Annotated in this window: 16 protein-coding genes; 5 read left to right on the forward strand and 11 right to left on the reverse strand. The window is 73.8% G+C overall.

Features of this window, described 5'->3' with window-relative positions:
* The first annotated feature begins 428 nt into the window (after positions 1-428).
* On the forward strand, positions 429-1241 hold the full coding sequence (locus tag ACFP3R_RS02025; RefSeq protein WP_380632138.1) for a (2Fe-2S)-binding protein: 813 nt from the start codon (positions 429-431) through the stop codon (positions 1239-1241).
* Between the two features lie 69 nt (positions 1242-1310).
* On the opposite strand, the gene ACFP3R_RS02030 is transcribed toward ACFP3R_RS02025, so the two are convergent.
* From ACFP3R_RS02030 to lysS, 5 genes are all read right to left on the reverse strand, one after another.
* Positions 1311-2123, reverse strand: coding sequence for an ABC transporter ATP-binding protein (locus ACFP3R_RS02030; RefSeq protein ID WP_380632139.1), 813 nt, complete (start codon positions 2121-2123; stop codon positions 1311-1313).
* Entirely contained in the window at positions 2120-3226 is a 1107-nt protein-coding gene (locus ACFP3R_RS02035) for a FecCD family ABC transporter permease (protein WP_380632140.1), read from the reverse strand. The genes ACFP3R_RS02030 and ACFP3R_RS02035 overlap by 4 nt, the downstream gene beginning before the upstream one ends.
* Complete coding sequence (locus ACFP3R_RS02040) at positions 3223-4224, reverse strand: FecCD family ABC transporter permease (RefSeq protein WP_380632142.1); 1002 nt, start codon at positions 4222-4224, stop codon at positions 3223-3225. The genes ACFP3R_RS02035 and ACFP3R_RS02040 overlap by 4 nt, the downstream gene beginning before the upstream one ends.
* Before the next feature lie 430 nt (positions 4225-4654).
* A complete protein-coding gene (locus tag ACFP3R_RS02045) occupies positions 4655-5002 on the reverse strand; it encodes a histone-like nucleoid-structuring protein Lsr2 (RefSeq protein ID WP_380632144.1) in 348 nt (115 codons plus the stop codon).
* A gap of 114 nt (positions 5003-5116) precedes the next feature.
* The gene (lysS, locus tag ACFP3R_RS02050) at positions 5117-6628 is read right to left on the reverse strand and encodes a lysine--tRNA ligase (RefSeq protein WP_380632146.1); all 1512 of its coding nucleotides are present in this window, start codon (positions 6626-6628) and stop codon (positions 5117-5119) included.
* A 63-nt stretch (positions 6629-6691) separates the two neighbouring features.
* On the opposite strand from lysS, the gene ACFP3R_RS02055 reads away from it, so the two are divergent.
* Positions 6692-7456 (forward strand): class I SAM-dependent methyltransferase, encoded by a 765-nt coding sequence (locus ACFP3R_RS02055; RefSeq protein ID WP_380632148.1) that lies wholly within the window; start codon positions 6692-6694, stop codon positions 7454-7456.
* 51 nt (positions 7457-7507) lie between these two features.
* On the opposite strand, the gene ACFP3R_RS02060 is transcribed toward ACFP3R_RS02055, so the two are convergent.
* From ACFP3R_RS02060 to ACFP3R_RS02080, 5 genes are all read right to left on the reverse strand, one after another.
* On the reverse strand, positions 7508-8293 hold the full coding sequence (locus ACFP3R_RS02060) for a type III pantothenate kinase (protein ID WP_380632150.1): 786 nt from the start codon (positions 8291-8293) through the stop codon (positions 7508-7510).
* Between the two features lie 30 nt (positions 8294-8323).
* Positions 8324-8836, reverse strand: a complete 513-nt coding sequence (panD, locus tag ACFP3R_RS02065; protein ID WP_380632151.1) for an aspartate 1-decarboxylase — start codon at positions 8834-8836, stop codon at positions 8324-8326.
* Positions 8837-8849: 13 nt separating this feature from the next.
* Positions 8850-9740 carry a pantoate--beta-alanine ligase gene (panC, locus tag ACFP3R_RS02070; protein ID WP_380632152.1) on the reverse strand — a complete coding sequence of 297 codons (891 nt, stop codon included), beginning with the start codon at positions 9738-9740 and terminating at the stop codon, positions 8850-8852.
* 5 nt (positions 9741-9745) lie between these two features.
* Positions 9746-10630: a Rossmann-like and DUF2520 domain-containing protein gene (locus ACFP3R_RS02075; RefSeq protein ID WP_380632154.1), complete on the reverse strand. Its 885-nt coding sequence runs from the start codon at positions 10628-10630 to the stop codon at positions 9746-9748.
* A gap of 90 nt (positions 10631-10720) precedes the next feature.
* Positions 10721-11845, reverse strand: a complete 1125-nt coding sequence (locus ACFP3R_RS02080) for a PrsW family intramembrane metalloprotease (protein ID WP_380632815.1) — start codon at positions 11843-11845, stop codon at positions 10721-10723.
* 75 nt (positions 11846-11920) lie between these two features.
* Here ACFP3R_RS02080 and ACFP3R_RS02085 point away from each other — a divergent pair, with 75 nt between their 5' ends.
* Positions 11921-12832, forward strand: a complete 912-nt coding sequence (locus ACFP3R_RS02085) for an SAM-dependent methyltransferase (RefSeq protein WP_380632156.1) — start codon at positions 11921-11923, stop codon at positions 12830-12832.
* 3 nt (positions 12833-12835) lie between these two features.
* On the opposite strand, the gene ACFP3R_RS02090 is transcribed toward ACFP3R_RS02085, so the two are convergent.
* Positions 12836-13156, reverse strand: coding sequence for a cupin domain-containing protein (locus ACFP3R_RS02090; protein ID WP_380632158.1), 321 nt, complete (start codon positions 13154-13156; stop codon positions 12836-12838).
* Positions 13157-13214: 58 nt separating this feature from the next.
* On the opposite strand from ACFP3R_RS02090, the gene ACFP3R_RS02095 reads away from it, so the two are divergent.
* On the forward strand, positions 13215-13652 hold the full coding sequence (locus ACFP3R_RS02095; protein WP_380632160.1) for a MarR family winged helix-turn-helix transcriptional regulator: 438 nt from the start codon (positions 13215-13217) through the stop codon (positions 13650-13652).
* A 148-nt stretch (positions 13653-13800) separates the two neighbouring features.
* Positions 13801-14865, forward strand: a complete 1065-nt coding sequence (locus ACFP3R_RS02100; RefSeq protein WP_380632162.1) for an NADH-quinone oxidoreductase subunit D — start codon at positions 13801-13803, stop codon at positions 14863-14865.
* Positions 14866-15026: the final 161 nt, after the last annotated feature.

A 15026-nucleotide genomic window follows, 5' to 3' on the forward strand; every position in this document is an offset into this window, starting at 1 on the left:
CCGATGTAGTTGTGGTTGAGCATCCGGGCCTCTTCCTGGGCCAGGACAACCACCCGCCTCGCGCGGTCGGTGAACCTTTCGAACATTTGCACTCCCTGACTGCTGCGCCGGCGGTCCTCGGGCTCGCCACGGGCAGACCGTGGAGAGCGCGGCACCGTGGGACCACTGTAGTCGTCAGCCCCGACACTCTCAGTTCCCGTTCGCACGCCGTGGTCTCCGGGGCCCTCCGACATCGGTACCAACGCGTGATCTGCCAGGCAGATTCCACGGATCGGGCGTTGTCCGCTGAGCGCGAACATTCAGCCGTTCGGCGTCCCGCAGGTGACCGGCGTCACGGGCTGGACACAAGTTAGGTTAACCTGGGTAAGGTTAGGCAAGCCTGACGAAGAACGACCCAGACGACCACCGGACGCTGAGGACCCCTGGACATGACCGTACCGACGAGGGTGACCGCGCGCGATGCGACGACACCCCTGTCCGAGTCCCTGACCAGGGCGGCGTCCCTGGCCACGGGGTTCGAGGTGCGGTTCGGCCTGCCGGCCGACCCCGTCGAGCGGGCGGGGTGGACCACCTGCGCGGAGTTCACCGCGGAGCCGGCGCGGTTCGACGCCTGGCGGGGTTCGCTGGCCGAGTGGCTGCGGGAGCAGTACGGCGAGGCCCCGGAGCGCACCACCGCCGGCTACGTCATGAGCTGGTACCTCAACGTGGTCGGCGTGCTCGGCGGCGTGCTGTTCCACATGGCCCGCCGGGTGCCGTCGCTCCGGCCCCAGGACGTGGCCATCAAGGTCGCCGGCCAGGGCCGCCCGCACACCATGGGCGTGGCCCTGCTCACCGACGACTTCGCGTGCCTGCCCGACGACCCGGCCGGGAACCACCCGGCGGCCACCGTGGTCGCCGACGAGGGCGCCCTGGCCGCGCTCCTGCGGGCCAGGTTCGCGGCGCACAGCGCGGCGTTCGTGGCCGCGTTCGGCCCGACCGTGCGCCTGGGCCGCCGGATGCTGTGGGCGGCGGCCACCGACGCCCTGGACAGCGCCGCGTGGACGGCGGGCCAGATGTGCGGCGACGAGTCCTCGGGCGTGGTGGACGCGTCGCTGCTGCTGCCCGCGAAGCTGGAGCCGTTCACCTCGGCCTCGACCCTGCGGGCGACCGAGACGGGCTGGACGCGGCGGCGGGAGAGCTGCTGCTTCCACTACGTCCTGCCGGGCACCGAAGCCTGCGGCACCTGCCCGAGGGTCCGCTGAGGGCTTTCCGCTCCAAGCGCTTTCGCTCGAACCCCCGAGGACTTCACCCCGACGAGGGCCGGTCGCGCCTCACCGGTGCCGGTGCCCGATCGGCACGACCAGCGGCGTGCCCGCCACCGGGTCGACCACCACCCTCGCCTCCAACCCGAACACCTCCAGCAGCACCTCCTCGGTCAACACCTCGGCCGGCGCCCCGGCCACCACGACCTCCCCGTCCCGCATCGCCACCAGCCGATCGGCGTACCGGGCCGCCAGGTTGAGGTCGTGCAGCACCATCACCACGGTCCGCCCGAACTCCGCGTTCAACCGCTGCACCAGGTCCAGCACGTCGATCTGGTGGGCCAGGTCCAGGTAGGTCGTGGGCTCGTCCAGCAGCAGCAGGTCGGTCCCCTGCGCCAGCGCCATCGAGATCCACGCCCGCTGCCGCTGCCCGCCGGACAGCTCGTCCACGGCCCGGTCCGCCAGCGCGGCCATCCCGGTCATCTCCAGCGCCGCCGCGACCGCGGCCTCGTCGTCCGCCGACCACTGCCGGTACCAGGACTGGTGCGGGTGCCTGCCCCGGGCCACCAGCTCGGCCACGGTCAGCCCCTCGGGGGCCCGCGGCGACTGCGGCAGCACGGCCAGCACCTTCGCCACCTCGCGCGTGGGCGTGCGGTCGATGCGCTCGCCGTCCAGCAGCACCGCGCCCGAGCGGGCGGGCAGCAGCCGGCCCAGCGCCCGCAGCAGCGTCGACTTGCCGCACCCGTTGGGCCCGATGACGGCCGTCACCGAGCCGGACAGCACGTCCAGGTCCAGCCCGGACACCACCAGCCGCTCGCCGTAGCCCACGGAGAGCGACTCCGCCCGCAACCGGACCCCGGGAACAGCGCCGACCCTGGTCATACCCGTGCCTCCCGACGACCGCGGACGAGCAGGTACATGAGGTAGGGCGCGCCGAGCACCGCGGTCACCACGCCGACCGGCAGTTCCACCCCGCCGAACGCGACCCGCGTGACCAGGTCGGACGCCACCACCAGCAGCGCGCCGACCACGGCGGACCCCATCAGCGGCGGCGTGGCCGTGCCCGCCAGGCGCAGCGCGACCTGCGGCGACACCAGCGCCACGAACGCCACCGGCCCGGCCGCCGCCGTGGCCAGCGAGGCCAGCACGACCGCCAGCAGCAGCAACCCGCCGCGCGCCCGGTCCAGCCGCACGCCCAGCCCGCGCACCGTGTCGTCGTCGAGCTGCAAGGCGCCCAGCGACCGGGACCCCACCAGCGCCACCGGCAGCAGGACCGCCAGCGCCGCCGCGACCGGCACCACGTGCTCCCAGCCGCGTCCGTTCAGGCTGCCGGTCAGCCACGTCATGGCCCGCGCCGCGTCGTCGACGTCACCGACGGTCAACAGGTAGCTGGTGACGTTGACCGCCACGGCGGCCACGCCGATGCCCACCAGCACGAGCCGGAACCCCTCGATGCCGCGCCGCCACGCCAGCCCGTGCACCAGCAGCCCGGCCACCAGCCCGCCGGCCAGGGCCGCCAGCGGCACCCCGACGCCGGACAGCGAGCCGCCGACCGCGCCGAACGACCCGGCGAACGTGATCAGCAGCACCGCGCCCACGGCCGCGCCCCCGCTCACCCCGAGCACGTCCGGGCTCGCCAGCGGGTTGCGCGCGATCGCCTGGAACACCGCCCCGGCCACCCCGAACGCGGCGCCCACGCACACCCCGGTCAGCACCCGGGGCAGGCGCAGGTCGAGCACGATGAACCGCTGCCCGCGCGTCCCGCCGCCGAGCAGCACGTCGAACACCCGGCCCAGCCCGATCGGCACGTCGCCGAGCCCGACCGCGACCCCGCCGACCACGGCGAGCGCCGCCAGCCCCGCCACGACCAGGGCGAGCGGCCGCCACCGCACCCGCCAGGACACCGGCCCGAGCCGCAGCCCGACGGCGCGGTGCCGCACCCCGTCCCGGACCGCGGCCGGACCCGCCCCACCACCCCGGCTCACAGCCTCACCAGCTTCCGCCGCCGCACCAGGGCGATGAAGAACGGCGCGCCCAGCAGCGCCATCACGATGCCGACGTCCAGCTCACCGGGCCGGGCCAGCACGCGCCCCACCACGTCGGCCGCCAGCAGCACCACCGCGCCCACCACCGCCGAGAACGGCAGCAGCCACCGGTGGTCGGGCCCGGTCAGCGCCCGCGCCACGTGCGGCACCACCAGCCCGAGGAACCCGATCGGCCCGCACGCCGCCACCGCGCCGCCCACCAGCAGGGTGATCGCCACCACACCGACCACCCGGGTCGCCACCACCCGGTGCCCGAGCGACCGGGCCACCTCGTCGCCCAGGGCCAGCGCGTTCAGCCCGCCCGCGTTGAACGCCGCCAGCGCCAGCCCGACCAGCAGGAACGGCAGCACCTGCCACAGCACCGACAGCTCGCGCCCGGCGAGCCCGCCGACCTGCCAGAACCGGAACGCGTCCAGGCTCTGCCGGTCCAGCAGCACCAGCGCGGACACCAGGCCGGTCATCAGCGCCGACACCGCCGCGCCCGCCAGCGCCAGCGTCACCGGGGTGGGCCCGGACCGGCCGGAGCCGAGCAGGAACACCACCACGCTCGCCACCAGGGCGCCGGCGAAGGCGGACCACACGTACCCGTAGAGGTTGTCCACCCCGAGGGTGAAGATCGACAGCACCACCGCGAACGACGCGCCCTGGGTGACGCCGAGGATGCCGGGGTCGGCGAGCGGGTTGCGGGTGTGGCCCTGCATCAGCGCGCCGCCGACGCCGAGGGCCGCGCCCGCCGCCACGCCGAGGGCCGTCCTGGGCACCCGCAGACCGCGCACGACCAGGTCGTTCTCGGCGCCGGTCGGGGCGGTCAGCGCCCGCCACACCTCGTCCGGCGGGATGTCCCGCGCGCCCACGGCGAGGCTCACCAGGGCCACGAGGACCAGGACGCCGGACAGCGCGCCGAGGAGCACGAGCAGGCGGGTGGCGCGGAGGCCCACGGTGTCCTCCTCACCAGTCCAGACCAGGTGAGGCAAGCCTAACCGAACACGATCAGGTGATCACCGCCGCACGCCACGTGCCGGAACCCGGCCCCGAACGGAACCCGAAGCCCGTCCCCGAAGCCGACCCCGAACCGAACCCGGGCCCGCCCGAAGCCGACCCGAAGTTCGTGCCGGAGCCCGTGCCGAAGGCGTGCCGAACGCCACGACCAATCGAGACGACGGCGGTCCGAACAGAAGATCACCACTGCGGGGAACGGCCGAACAAATGGATCTTCACCCCACCACCGGGACCGAAGATCACCCACCCCACCGTGACAAGCACCACCACCCCGGGTCGGTGCGAAAAAACAACCAAGGGGTGCCGGAATACCCGGCACCCCTTCGTCGATTGACGTAATTGCGCGTGACCTGCGCCACGTCGCGCCCGTCAGCCCTGCTGGTGGTACGCCTCCAGCACCTCGGCCGGGATCCGACCCCGGTCCGAGACCTTCATGCCCTGCTTGCGGGCCCACTCCCGGATCGCCTGGTTCTGTTCCCGGTCAGCCGAGGCCGGACGCGCCGCCTTCACACCGGCGGGCCGACCAGGACCGCGCTTGCGGCCACCGGCCTTGCGCGCACCGGCGACGAAGTCGGCGAGGGCCTCGCGAAGCCTGGACGCATTGCCCGCGGAAAGGTCGATCTCGTAGGACACACCGTCCAAACCGAAACCGACCGTCTCCTCGGCCTGCCCACCGTCCAGGTCATCGACCAGGGTCACGGTGACCTTCTGCGCCATGCGTATCCTCCTGGACTCGAATGCGCGGTGTTCCCCGACCGCGACCTAAAGCATTGGCGGGTGCAGGTTAGCGCACAAGTAGCGTAATGCGCCGCCCGGAGTCCGAGAAGTTACTCATTCCGGGCGCACGAGGGGGAACAGGATCGTCTCCCGGATACCGAGACCGGTGAGCGCCATGAGCAGCCGGTCGATGCCCATTCCGACCCCGCCGCTCGGTGGCATTCCGTACTCCAGCGATCGCAGAAAGTCTTCATCGACGGGCATGGCCTCGACGTCCCCGCCGGCGCCAAGGCGCGCCTGGGCTTCCAAGCGCTCCCGCTCGACCACCGGGTCCACCAGTTCGGAGTATCCCGTGGCCAACTCGAAACCGCGCACGTAGAGGTCCCACTTTTCGGCCACACCCGGACGGGTGCGGTGCTGCCGGGTGAGCGGGGAGGTCTCCACAGGGAAATCACGCACAAACGTGGGCGCGTGCAGGTCGTTGCCCACCAGGTGCTCCCACAGCTCCTCGACGAGCTTGCCGTGGCCGAGCTTCGGGTCCACCTCCAGGCCCCGCGCGTCGGCCAGCTCGCGCAGCCGCCCGGCGGTCGTGTTCGGCGAGACCTCCTCGCCGACGGCCTCCGACAGCGACTCGTACATGCCCAGCGTGGTCCACTCGCCGCCGAGGTCGTACTCCTCGCCGTCGACCAGCGTCACCACGTGCGAGCCGGCGACCGCCATCGCGGCCTCCTGGATCAGCTCCCTGGTGAGCACGGCGTTCGTGTCGTAGGTGGCGTACGCCTCGTAGTACTCCAGCATCGAGAACTCGGGCGAATGGGACGAGTCCATGCCCTCGTTGCGGAAGTTGCGGTTGATCTCGAAGACCTTCTCGATACCGCCCACCACGCAGCGCTTGAGGTACAGCTCCGGCGCGATGCGCAGGAACAGGTCGATGTCCAGGGCGTTGGAGCGGGTCACGAACGGCCTGGCGGTGGCGCCGCCCTGGAGCGTCTGCAACATCGGCGTCTCGACTTCGGTGAAACCACGGCGGTGGAACGACTCCCGCAAGGAGCGCACCACGGCGGCCCGGTTGCGCACCGTGTTCCGCGCCTGCTCGCGCAGGATCAGATCCACGTAGCGCTGCCGAATGCGGGTTTCCTCGGCGAGTTCCTTGTGCGCGACCGGGAGCGGGCGCAGCGCCTTGGCGGTCAACCGCCACTCGTCGGCCAGCACGGACAGTTCGCCCCGGCGCGAGGTGATGACCTCGCCGTGCGCGAATACGTGGTCGCCCAGGTCGATGTCGGACTTCCATTCGGCCAGCGCCCGCTCCCCGACCCCGTCCAGGCTGAGCATCACCTGGAGTTCGGTGCCGTCGCCTTCGCGCAGCGTCGCGAAGCACAACTTGCCGGTGTTGCGGATGAACATGACCCGCCCGGTCACGCCCACGACCTCACCGGTGGAGGTGTCCGGGACCAACCCCTGATGAGCCTCGCGCACCTGGCGCAACGTGTGCGTGCGGGGAACTTCCACCGGATAGGGATCGACACCCCGTTCCAGCAGACGCGCCCGCTTCTCGCGGCGCACCCGCATCTGCTCGGGGAGGTCGTCGTCGCTGGTGGTGGAAGGGATCGCCGGCTGCTCGCTCACGGAGGGGAAGGGTACGGAAGAACTCCCCCGGTATTCGAACCGGCTCTCGCTAGGCTCGGGGCGGTGACGTCAGACGACCTGATCGCCAGGCGGGCCGGCTCCTTCGGAGCGCACGCCGCGGCCTATGCGGAACACCGTCCCGACTACCCGGCCGCGGCCGTCCGGTGGGCGTTGGCGCCCCTGGGCGGCGGACCGCACCGGGTGCTCGACCTGGGCGCGGGCACGGGGAAGCTGACCGGTGTCCTGCTCGCCGAGGGCCACTCCACGACCGCCGTCGAGCCGGACGAGGGGATGCTCGGCGAGCTGGTGCGCCGGCACGGCGCGGCGCGGGCGCTGCCGGGCAGCGCCGAGCGCATCCCGGTGCCGGACGACACCGTGGACGCCGTCCTGGTGGGGCAGGCGTTCCACTGGTTCGACCCGGCGCGCGCGCTGCCGGAGATCGCGCGGGTGCTGCGGCCGGGCGGTGTGCTGGCGGCGCTGTGGAACGGCGACGACGAGTCGGTGCCGTGGTTCCCCGGGTTCAACCGGGCGGCCAGGTCCAGCGTCAACGAGCACGACGAGCCGTCGGGCGAGTGGCAGCCGGTGCCCGACCACGAGCTGTTCACCGACACGACCCACGGCGAGTTCCCGCACGCGCAGCGGCACACCGCCGAGTCGTTGGTGGCGACCATCAACACCCACTCGCACCTGCTGGTGATTCCGCCCGAGGAGCGCGAGGCGGTCAACGCCCGGATGCTCGCCTTCCTCCGGTCCCGCCCCGAGACCGCCGAGGGCGAGTTCGACCTGCCGCTGATCACCCGTGTCGTGCGGATGCGGTCGACGCGCTGACCCGTGCTCCACCCGCGCCGCACCGACCCGCACCGCACCGACCCACGCCGGTCAGCGCATGTTCCGCTCGAAGACCAGCCGCAGGCCCAGCAGCGTCAGGTCCGGCACGTGCGCCTGGATCGTGGCCGACTCCGTCACCACCAGGGGGGCGAGCCCGCCCGTGGCGATCACCGTCACGGGGCCGGGCTCGCTCGCCTGGAGCTCGGCCTCGATCCGCCGCACCAGGCCGTCGACCTGGCCGACGAACCCGTAGACGATGCCGGACTGGAGGCACTCCACGGTGTTCTTGCCGATCACCGACCGGGGCCGCACCAGCTCCACCTTGCGCAGCTGCGCGGCGCGGGAGGCCAGCGCGTCCACCGAGATCTCGATGCCCGGCGCCAGCGCGCCGCCCAGGAACTCGCCCTTGGCGGAGATGACGTCCAGGTTGGTCGAGGTGCCGAAGTCCACCACCACGCACGCGGTGCTGTGCAGGTGGTGCGCGGCCAGCGTGTTGATCACCCGGTCGGAGCCCACCTCCTTGGGGTTGTCCACCAGCAGCGGCACGCCGGTGCGCACGCCCGGCTCGACCAGCACCTTGGGCACGGACGAGTAGTAGCGGCCGAGCATCACGCGCAGCTCGCGCAGCACCGCGGGCACGGTCGACAGCGCCGAGATGCCGGTGACCTGGTCCGCGTACTCGCCGAGCAGGCCGCGCATGGTCAGCGCCAGTTCGTCGGCGGTCATCCGGGCGTCGGTGCGCATCCGCCAGTCGCGGACCAGGGAGGCCGTGTCCCCGGCCCCGTCGTACAGGCCCAGCACGATGTTGGTGTTGCCGACGTCGATGGCGAGCAGCACAGCCGTCCCCCTGGTTCTCGCTGGTTCTCGTCAGTTCTCGGCCTGGATCAGCGCGTCCAGCGCCGCGGCGTCCTCGGTCTCCGCGGACACCGGCTCGACCGCGCCGACCGGGGTCCCGTTGGTCCGGTCGGTGTGGGCCGTCCCGCCGTTGACCAGGCCGGAGCCCTCCGGGGCGTGCGCGGGGTCGGCGCCCAGGTCGACCACCCGGTTGTCGGCGTCCACGAAGACGACCCTCGGCCGGTACGCCCGCGCCTCGGCGTCGTCCAGCTGGCCGTAGGCGATGAGGATGACCAGGTCGCCCGGCTTGACCAGGTGCGCGGCCGCGCCGTTGATGCCGATCACGCCGCTGCCGCGCTCGCCGGGGATGACGTAGGTCTCCAGGCGGGCGCCGTTGGTGACGTCCACGATGGCGACCTGCTCGCCCGCGAGCAGGTCGGCGGCCTCCATCAGGTCCTCGTCCACCGTGACCGAGCCGACGTAGTGCAGGTCGGCCTGGGTGACGGTGGCCCGGTGGATCTTCGACTTGAGCATGGTGCGGAACACCGCTGTCCCCCTTCTACTCGTCACCGGTGCCGAGCAGCACGGCGGCGTTGTCGATCAGTCGGGTCGAGCCGACGCGGGCGGCGAGCAGCAGCCGGGCGTCGCCGTTCTCGGGCGCCGGACCGAGGTCGGGCGCGCGCAGCTCCAGGTAGTCCAGGTCCACGCCGGGTTCGGCGGCGAGGGTGTCGTGGGCGGCCTTGAGCACCGCCTCCGCGCCCAGGGCGCTGACGTGCGCGCCCGCCACCAGCGCGGCGGACAGCGCGGTCGCCGCGTGCCGCTCGGCACCGGACAGGTAGCGGTTGCGCGAGGACAGCGCCAGGCCGTCGGGCTCGCGCACGGTCGGCACGCCCACCACGTCCAGCGGGAAGTTCAGGTCGCGCGCCATCCGGTGGACCAGCGTGAGCTGCTGGTAGTCCTTCTCCCCGAACACCGCGTAGGTGGGCTGCGCGATGTTGAACAGCTTGGCCACCACGGTGAGCACGCCCGTGAAGTGCCCCGGCCGCGACGCGCCCTCCAGCTCCTCGCCGAGCGGGCCCGGCTCGACGGTGACCGTGCCGCCCGGCGGGTACACGTCGTCCACCGAGGGCGCGAACACGAGGCCGACGCGCTCCTCCCGGCAGATGTCCACATCGGACTCCAGGGTGCGGGGGTAGCGCTCGAAGTCCTCACCCGGCCCGAACTGGGCCGGGTTCACGAAGACGGAGACGACGACCACGGTGTTCTGGAGCACCTGGGCCTCGCGGATGAGCTTGCGGTGGCCCTCGTGCAGCGCGCCCATGGTCGGCACCAGCGCGACGTTGCGGCCGGCCGCCCGCAGCGCCCTGGTGACGCGGTTCAGGCGCCGGGGGTCGTGGTGCACCGTGACGTCGCCCGGCTGGTAGTCGTCCCTGGTGAGCGGCTTGGTCATGCCTGTCAGTCCTCAAGGGTGGAGCGGACGTCGGACGCCGGTCCGGGCTTGAGCAGCCCGGCGGCTTGCGCGCGCGCCGCGGTGCGGCGCGCGAGCACACGGTAGGCGGGCAGGGCGTCGTGCTCCCCGAGCACCTCCAGGTGCTTGGCCACGGTGCCCGCGTCGCCGCGCGCCACCGGGCCGGTCAACGCGCGGTCGCCGTGCCGCAGGACGTTGTCCAGCGCGGCCGACAGCAGGGGGCCGAGCACCCGCTCGGCGTTGGCCACGCCCGCCTCGCGCAGCAGGTCGGCGCAGTCGGCGACCAGGGTCATCAGGTGGTTGGAGCCGTGCGCGAGGGCGGCGTGGTAGAGCGGGCGGGCGGCCTCCGGGACGCGGACGGGCTCGGCGGACATCTCCACCACGAGCGCCTCGCCCACGTTCCAGGCGACCTCGTCGCCGTCGGCCGCGGTGACGCCGACCGAGCAGGCGGTCATCCGCTGCACGTCCTCGGCGCGGCCGGTGAAGGTCATCACGGGGTGCAGCGCCACGCACAGCGCGCCGGCCGCGGCCGCCGGGGCGAGCACGGCGACGCCCTGCGCGCCGCTGGTGTGCACCACGATCTGGCCGGGGCGCAGCGAGCCGGTGGCGACCAGGCCGCGGACCAGGCCGGGCAGCTCGTCGTCGGGCACGGCCAGCAGCACCAGGTCGGCGGAGGCGGCGACCTCGGGCGGGGGCAGCACGGGGGTGTCGGGCAGCAGTTCCTCGGCGCGGCGCAGCGACTCGCGCGACACGGCGGAGGCGGCGCTCACCACGTGCCCCGCTCGGGACAGCGCGGCGCCGAGCACCGAGCCCACCCGACCGGCCGAGATCACTCCCACGGCCAGCCGCGCGGGGCGGGGGGTCGCGTCCATGCGACACAGCTCCTTAAGCGGCGTTCCAGTCCCTTCCAGCGGGTACCGGACGACGGCCGCGAGCGTAATCCGGTGGGTTGCCCACCGCGGTCAACTGCGACGAACACCACCCGCGGCCTTGAGCGCGCCCGGCGCGTCCACAGCGGCCTGACGTGCGGCGACGAGGGCTTCGAGCAGCTTCGCGTGACGTTCGTCGGCGTGCGCGCCCGCGGTGCCCTGGGCCATCCGGTGCCGCAGGAACGCCAGCTCCGTGGCGGCCACCTGGTAGCCCGTGACCGCCTTGGCCGCCTGCTCGCCGACCTTGCGGCGGACCGCGCGCCGCCACCGCCGCCGCCCCTGGAGGCTGGCCAGCAGGGTGACCTCGCTGGAGGCGATCCAGCGCCGCGCGGCCATCTCCGGCAGCTGCGCCGCGACGACCCGCTGCTCCCGGCGGCGCTGCCAGACGACCATGCACACCATGCCCGCGAAGATCGGGACCATGATCAGGAAGTACAGGTTGATGAAGGTGGAGCCGGTGCCGACCGTGGTGGAGAAGTTCCACAGCGAGTGCAGGCCGACCGCGGCGAGGTAGCCCAGGACGGGGGCGGCGAACTTCACCGCGCGCCTGCCGGTCATGGCGGCGAGGCCGATGCCGATGCCGGCCAGCGAGGTGAACAGCGGGTGCGCGAACGGCGAGAGCACGCCGCGCAGCACGAACAGCGCCACCACGCCGCTGCTGAGGTCGCCGAACCCGCTGTCGTCGAAGACGCGGGCGAAGTACCAGATGTTCTCGGTGAACGCGAAGCCCGCGGCCGTGACGCCCGCGTAGACGATGCCGTCCACCACGCCGTCGAACTCGTGCCTGCGGCGCAGGAACACCGCGACGATGAACGCCGCCTTGGCGGCCTCCTCGACCACCGGCGCGCCGATGACGGCGGCGAACGTGGCGCCGTCGCCGTTGATCAGCTCGCCGAGCACGTAGGCGGTCTGGTTGAACACCAGGGAGGTGATCGTCGCGCCGCACGCGCCCCAGGCGAAGGCCAGCAGCAGCACCTTCGCCGGTTCGGGTTCCCACCGGTCCACCCACAGGTAGGCGCCGATCACCGCGAGCACCGGCACCAGGGCGGCCACCGCGCCGACCAGGATGGGCACCAGGCCGACGCTGCTCGTGCCCAGGCCGAACAGCACCAGCCCGGACACGCCCAGCGCGATCAGGCCGACGACCGGGAGCAGCACGGTCCACCGTCGCTGGTCGACGCGCTTGCGGGCGGGAGTGGTCACGACCGCAAACCTTAAAGGGACACTTGACCGGTGGTGGAGTCGGAATCCGCTTGGCGGGGAGCGCTGTACGGACCGGCGGGGTTCTTCACGCGCGGTGAGGTGCCCGCCGACCACTTCCGCACCGCGCCCCTGGTCGGGCCGGAGCTGGCCGAGGCGCTGCTCGTGCTGCTGGACCGGGTCGACGCGGCGCTGGGGCGTCCCGATCGGGTGGACTTCGTGGACGTGGGCGCGGGCGGCGGCGAGCTGGCCGCGGCGGTGCGGGAGCTGGCGCCCCGGTCGCTGGCCCCCCGGCTGGTGGTGACGGCGGTGGACGTCGGGCCGGCGCGGTCCCTCCCGGGGGTGGCGTGGGCGCGGGAGGCGCCGTCGTCGGTGCGCGGGCTGCTGGTGGGGCACGAGTGGCTGGACGCGGTCCCGTGCCCGCTGGTCACCGGGCCGTCGGACGACCCGTGGCTGGCCCGGTGGTGGCCGGTGCGGGAGGGCGAGCGGGCGGAGGTGGGCGCGCCCCGGGACGCGGCGTGGGCGGGCGCCGTGGCGCGGGTGGCGGCGGGCGCGGCGCTGGCGGTGGACTACGGGCACGTGCGGGCGGACCGGGCGGCGGGCCGGTACGCGGCGGGCACGTTCGCGGCCTACCGCGGCGGGCGGCGGGTGGAGCCGGTGTTCGACGGGAGCTGCGACCTGACCGCGCACGTGGCGCTGGACGCCTGCGCGGCGGCGGCCGGCGGGGACCGGGTGCTGGTGTCGCAGCGGGACGCGCTGGGCGCGCTGGGCCTGACCGGCTCGGTGGACCCGGCCGCGCCCGACTGGCTGGCGGCGGCCGAGCGGGCGTCCCGGGTCGCCGAGCTGCGGGCGGTGGGCGGCCTGGGCTCGTTCGGCTGGCTGCTGCACGGGGTGGGGGTGCCGGTGTCCGCCCTGCTGCCGCCCCTGCCGCCCTGGCGGCCGTGAGGGCTACCGGGCCCAGGGCGGGGTGATCCGCTCCTCCCCGACCAGCGCGGTGATGCCGACGGAGGTGGCGACCAGCACCGTGGCCGGGCCGCCGACCAACTCGAAGTCGGTGTGCGGCGGCACGATCACGGTGTCGCCGGGACCGGCCTCCCGGCCGTGGACGGTGACCCGGCCGTCGAGCACGTGGAACACCTCCTCCTGGTCGACGCGGTGCCGCTCACCGCGCGCGCCGGCGGGCACCCGCACCGTCCACAGGGCGATCCGGGTGCTGCCCAGCGACGGGGTGGCGTGCGGGGTGAAGACGAACCCGTGGCGCTCGAACATCGGTCCTCCAACTAGTCAACTTGGTTGTCTAGTTGCAGACCAGGCGGTCGTGGAGCCCGTGTCGACGCTGTTCGCCCGCACCTTCCGCGTGATGACCGACAGGTTCCACGCGCGGCTCGCCGAACGGGCGCCGGACCTGGAGCCGCTGCGCCCGGCCCACGGCTTCGTGTTCCGCTTCCTGGCCGGGGGCGGCGGCCGCACCGCCGTCGAGCTGGCCGGCCACCTGGGGGTGACCAAGCAGGCGGCGACCAAGACCGTGGCCGAACTGGTCGACCGGGGCTACGTCCGCCGCACCGCCCACCCCACCGACCGCCGGGCGCAGGCCCTGGAGCTGACCGGGAAGGGCCGGACCTACCTCGACCTCGCCGACGCGCTGTGGGCGGAGCTGGAGGCGGAGTTCGCGGCGACCGTCGGGGACGAGCGCGTGGTGGCGGGGCGCGGGGCGCTGGAGGCGTACCTGGACGGCCTGGAGGGCGGGCTCCGGCCGGTGTGGTGAGCGCGGCGGGCGGCACGCCGAGTCGCCGGGGCCGGCGAGCCGGTGGTGCTGTTCCGCCGGGCGCCGACCGCCGGGCACGGGCCGTACGAGGCACGGCTGCTCCCTGTTCGCCGTCACCCGCGACCGGGGGCCGTGCGAGCATGACCGGGTGGAGATCACCGTTGGCGTGGGGGCCGGGGCACGCCACCTCGGCGTGGACCGGGTGGTCGACCTCGGCCCCCTGCACCCGTCGGCGCACGGCGCGTACCGGTTGCGGTTGACCGTCCGCGACGACGAGGTCATCACCGCGGCCGAGCCGCTGGTGGGGCACCTGCACCGGGGCGCGGAGAAGCTGTTCGAGGTCCGCGACTACCGGCAGGTGCTGACCCTCGCCAACCGGCACGACTGGCTGGCCGCGTTCTGCAACGAACTGGCCGTCGCGCTGGCCGTGGAGCGGATGACCGGCATGGAGGTGCCGCACCGGGCCCAGGTGCTGCGCGCCGTGCTGTGCGAGCTGAACCGGGTCATGGCGCACCTGGTGTTCCTCGCCCCGCTCACCGGGACGCGCGACCGGGACGCGGTGCAGGCCGTGCTGGAGGAGGCGTCCGGCGGGCGGATCCACTTCATGTTCAACCGGATCGGCGGCCTGCGCGAGGACGTCCCGGCGGGCTGGACCGACCGGGTGCGCGAGGTGCTGGCCGGCGTGGACCCAGGCGAGGCGCCGCCCGGCCTGGCCGGTCTGGGGGTGCTCGGCCGGGAGGACGCGCTGGCGTTCGGCGTGACCGGTCCCGTCGGGCGGGCGTCCGGGGTGGACTTCGACCTGCGCCGCGACGACCCGCTGCCCGGTTACGCGGGCCTGGAGGTGCGGCCGGTGGTGCGCGCGGAGGGCGATGCGCTGGCCCGGGTCCGGTGCCTGGTGGACGAGGTGCGCCAGTCCGTCGACCTGGTCGGGCGCTGCCTGGACCGGTTGCCTGGCGGGCCGGTGAACGTGCGGCTGCCCAAGGCGGTGAAGGCGCCCGAGGGATCGGTGTACACGTGGGTGGAGGCGCCGCTCGGGACGTCTGGGGTGCACCTGGCGTCCCGAGGGGAGAAGACGCCGTGGCGGTTGAAGCTGCGGACGCCGTCGTTCAACAACGTGCAGGCGCTGTCGGCGCTGCTGCCGGGTACGCGGGTGGCCGAGCTGCCCGCGGTGCTGGGGTCGTTCGCCGTGGTCGTGGGGGACATCGACAAGTAGGGCACCGCCGACCACGGCCCGGTCCGGCACCGGCCCGGCAAGGTCGCAGCCAGGCCAAGGTCGCAGCCAGGCCCTACCCCTGCCCAGCCCCAACCCAACCCAACCCCAGCCTCACCAGCCCCGGCTCCAGCAGCCCCAGACCCAATCCGGCCCCAGACCCA

Origin of the sequence: Saccharothrix lopnurensis (genome assembly GCF_042658445.1) — a bacterium.
Taxonomy (GTDB): Bacteria; Actinomycetota; Actinomycetes; order Mycobacteriales; family Pseudonocardiaceae; genus Actinosynnema; species Actinosynnema lopnurensis.